The organism is Moorena sp. SIO3I6 (genome assembly GCF_010672095.1).
Window position 1 is genome coordinate 1 of record NZ_JAAHHU010000793.1, and the last position, 2188, is coordinate 2188.

Consider the following 2188-nt stretch of genomic DNA (forward strand, 5'->3'; position numbering starts at 1 on the left):
TTGGTGTCCATTGAGTATTGAGTATCGTTAGGTTAGCGCTGATATCGCTATAGTTTTGCCAAAGCTTTTTAAAGACTTCATCATCCTGAAGCATCAGAGCATCGGCTGCTTGGTCAGTTGACAACCTTAGGTTAGCTTCTAGCTGCCTTAATCCAGAGGTAGCCGCTTGCTGCTGAGCCAATAAATTAGCACGCTCCACTCGCAAGCTCTCTACTTCTTCTGAAAGGTTCTTGATTTGTTCAGAAATTTTGAGCGGTGAATTCTTTTTGAATTGAGAAAGCTTTGTTTGGGCTTTTTTTAAGTTACTATTAGCAGAGTCTAACGCTAACAACGTCTTGTTATCCTGACGAGCTGATTCTTCTGCTCTCAAGTAATCAATCCGCTTGACTAAGGCTTGATAAAAAGCCCGAGTATTTCGCTGAGCTTCCAGTTTGCTTTTGCCATCCACTTCAAATTCTATGATAGTGGTACCTCTATCCAAAGAAACCCTTGGCTTGGCAAACTCTTCAAAATCTTTGACTGAGGTATTAACAGCAGCAGCAGCTTCAGTTAATACGACGTCACTCATGGCGATATACTGGTAGTTTTCTCGTGGATCTACCTTTAAAAGATATCCGTAAGGAGACTTCTCACCTGGATTGGAGGAAGCTTGACCGACTCCAGGGAGTTGAACAGATCCTTGAGAACCCACACCAGGTATAATTGCTGCTGCCTTACTGGTGTAAGTTGGAGGGATTTGCTCGAGCACAAAAAAAGCTAAACCCAAAATAGCAGCATTACTCAAAATCCCCAAACTTATGTAGGAAAACCATTTCAACCCATTGGGTCGAGAACGTTGGCGTGCTTTTGGTAAGGCTCGAATCGGAATTGAAGATTCTGTCATCGTCTGTGATCAGAATAGATGCAGTCCACAAATTTACATTCAGACTAAATTATGAATATTTTGTGATTGTAGTTCAGATCCCGTGCTTTTAAACAATTTTGACCAGTGGGATAAATCCTCTAGCTGCTATTATTATAGAACTAGATGACAGAATTAGATGACGCCCACAATAGTTTTTTTTTGCCCATTGAAATCACACCCCCATAATACTACAGATGCAGATGGGGTTAGCCAAGACCAACTAACAACGGCCTAGCCTAATGGATCTTAAAATTCACTTGATCAATCAGTTCTGATCCATGTTCAACCTACCCTACAAGGGAAGCCAAGGGTTAACAACCTTCAACCTTCAACCTTCAACCTTCAACCTTCAACCTTCAACCTTCAACCTTCAACCTTGGCCAAAAGGCCACGCGTGCGCGTTCAACCTTCAACTTCCAATCTTCAACCTCCCAACTCCCGAGAACGCTGATAAGACCCTAAAACCGCCTCAATCAAAGCTGATCGAAAACCAGCCTTCTCCAACTTAGCGATCGCAGCAATTGTGGTTCCCCCAGGACTAGTCACCTTATCCTTCAATTGAGCTGGATGCATTTGAGTTTCTTGTAACAGCTGGGCTGTCCCCAATACTGTAGACAGGGCCAACTGTAATGCGATCGCTCTGGGTAATCCAGCTGCCACGCCCCCATCTGCTAGGGCTTCCACCAAAATCGCCACATAAGCTGGGCCTGACCCAGATAAACCGGTCACCGCATCCATCAGGTGTTCCGGAATCTCAACTACTTCACCAACAGCCCTAAAAATTGTCTTTGCTTGCTCCATTTGATCAGGCGATACCCATTTTCCGGCCGCTAGGGCTGTGATTCCTGCCCCAACTGTTGCAGGAGTATTAGGCATTGCCCGGATCACTGGCTGGGAGGCAAAAGCGGTTTCCAGTCGTTCCAGAGGCACTCCAGCTATAATTGAAATCACCATTGGCAACGTTCCTAAGCTGTGACCGTTGTCACCTCTACCCATTCCCAGTTCTGCCGCTACCGCTTTAAATACCTGAGGTTTAATTGCCAGTAACAAAACCTCTGATGCTGCCGCTGCCGCTTGGTTATTGGCAGTGACCCTTATGCCGTATTTTTGCGCCAAACCATCACGGCGCTGCTCCAGCAGCTCACTCACCAAGACCTGATCAGGGTGGTAAAGTTGTTGGGCAAGTAGACGGGATAGGAGGGCTTCTCCCATGACACCGCCACCAATTATGCCAAGTTTTATAGGCAACCCAACACCTCTCTTTTCAACTATTAATGTTATTCA

The 2188-nt window shown here is 45.4% G+C and carries 2 protein-coding genes; both read right to left on the minus strand.

What is annotated here, in order from left to right; all coding sequences use genetic code 11:
* A partial coding sequence (locus F6K49_RS42800) for a hypothetical protein (protein ID WP_366514306.1) occupies window positions 1-883 on the minus strand: 883 nt, incomplete at its 3' end.
* 444 nt (window positions 884-1327) lie between these two features.
* Entirely contained in the window at window positions 1328-2152 is an 825-nt protein-coding gene (gene proC, locus F6K49_RS42805; protein ID WP_293107613.1) for a pyrroline-5-carboxylate reductase, read from the minus strand.
* Window positions 2153-2188: the final 36 nt, after the last annotated feature.